This window comes from Klebsiella sp. MS 92-3 (assembly GCF_000195655.1).
GTDB classification, from domain to species: Bacteria; Pseudomonadota; Gammaproteobacteria; order Enterobacterales; family Enterobacteriaceae; genus Klebsiella; species Klebsiella pneumoniae.
The window spans coordinates 5,297-6,728 of sequence record NZ_GL882852.1 but is presented as its reverse complement, the minus strand read 5'-3'; the positions used below and the strand labels follow the sequence as shown (position 1 = coordinate 6,728).

Here is a 1,432-nt window from a genome sequence, read left to right as displayed (position 1 = left end):
CGGGCTTTCCGACAGCACGGGAATACATATGATCAGCGTATTCGATATCTTTAAAATCGGCATTGGCCCTTCCAGCTCCCATACCGTTGGACCGATGAAAGCGGGCAAACAATTCACTGACGACCTGATCGCGCGCGGCCTGCTGGCCGAGGTGAGCAAAGTCGTCGTCGACGTCTACGGCTCCCTCTCCCTGACCGGTAAAGGCCACCATACCGATATCGCGATTATCATGGGACTCGCCGGCAACCTGCCGGACACCGTCGACATCGACGCCATTCCGGGCTTTATTCAGGACGTTAATACCCATGGCCGCCTGATGCTGGCCAACGGTCAGCACGAAGTGGACTTCCCGGTGGATCAGTGCATGAATTTCCATGCCGACAACCTGTCGCTGCATGAGAACGGCATGCGTATCACCGCCCTGGCCGGCGACAAGGTGCTCTACAGCCAGACGTATTACTCTATCGGCGGCGGCTTTATCGTTGATGAGGAGCACTTCGGCCAGACTACCGAGGCGCCGGTTGCCGTTCCTTACCCTTACAAAAACGCCGCCGACCTGCAGCGTCACTGCCGTGAAACCGGGCTGTCGCTCTCCGGCCTGATGATGCAGAACGAACTGGCGCTGCACAGCAAAGAAGCCCTTGAGCAACACTTCGCCGCGGTGTGGGAAGTGATGAGCGCCGGTATCGAGCGCGGCATCACCACCGAAGGCGTCCTGCCGGGCAAACTGCGCGTCCCGCGCCGCGCCGCCGCGCTGCGCCGCATGCTGGTGAGCCAGGACACCACCAACAGCGATCCGATGGCGGTGGTCGACTGGATCAATATGTTCGCCCTGGCGGTGAACGAAGAGAACGCCGCCGGCGGCCGGGTGGTGACCGCGCCAACCAACGGCGCCTGCGGTATCGTGCCGGCGGTGCTGGCCTACTATGACAAGTTTATCCGCAAGGTGAACAGCAACTCCCTGGCCCGCTATATGCTGGTCGCCAGCGCGATTGGTTCGCTGTATAAGATGAACGCCTCCATCTCCGGCGCCGAAGTCGGCTGCCAGGGTGAAGTGGGGGTCGCCTGCTCGATGGCGGCGGCCGGTCTGGCGGAACTGCTGGGCGGCAGCCCGGGTCAGGTGTGCATCGCGGCAGAGATCGCTATGGAGCATAACCTCGGCCTGACCTGCGACCCGGTCGCCGGCCAGGTGCAGGTGCCGTGCATCGAACGCAACGCTATCGCTGCCGTGAAAGCGGTCAACGCCGCGCGAATGGCGCTGCGCCGGACCAGCGAGCCGCGCGTGTGTCTCGATAAAGTGATCGAGACCATGTACGAAACCGGCAAAGACATGAACGCCAAGTACCGGGAAACCTCCCGCGGTGGTCTGGCGATGAAGATTGTTGCCTGCGATTAACCTGCTGGGCGCCCCCTCCCCCCCCCCGCCCCCCCC

General features: G+C 62.6%; 1 protein-coding gene. It reads left to right on the top strand.

All coding sequences use genetic code 11. From position 1 onward, the window contains the following. The first annotated feature begins 28 nt into the window (after positions 1-28). Positions 29-1,396 carry an L-serine ammonia-lyase gene (locus HMPREF9538_RS05070; protein ID WP_002915259.1) on the top strand — a complete coding sequence of 456 codons (1,368 nt, stop codon included), beginning with the start codon at positions 29-31 and terminating at the stop codon, positions 1,394-1,396. Positions 1,397-1,432 lie beyond the last annotated feature (36 nt).

Coding starts and splice junctions, on each gene's coding strand:
- HMPREF9538_RS05070 (WP_002915259.1), top strand. CDS start 29: ATGATCAGCGTATTCGATATCTTTAAAATCGGCATTGGCCCTTCCAGC.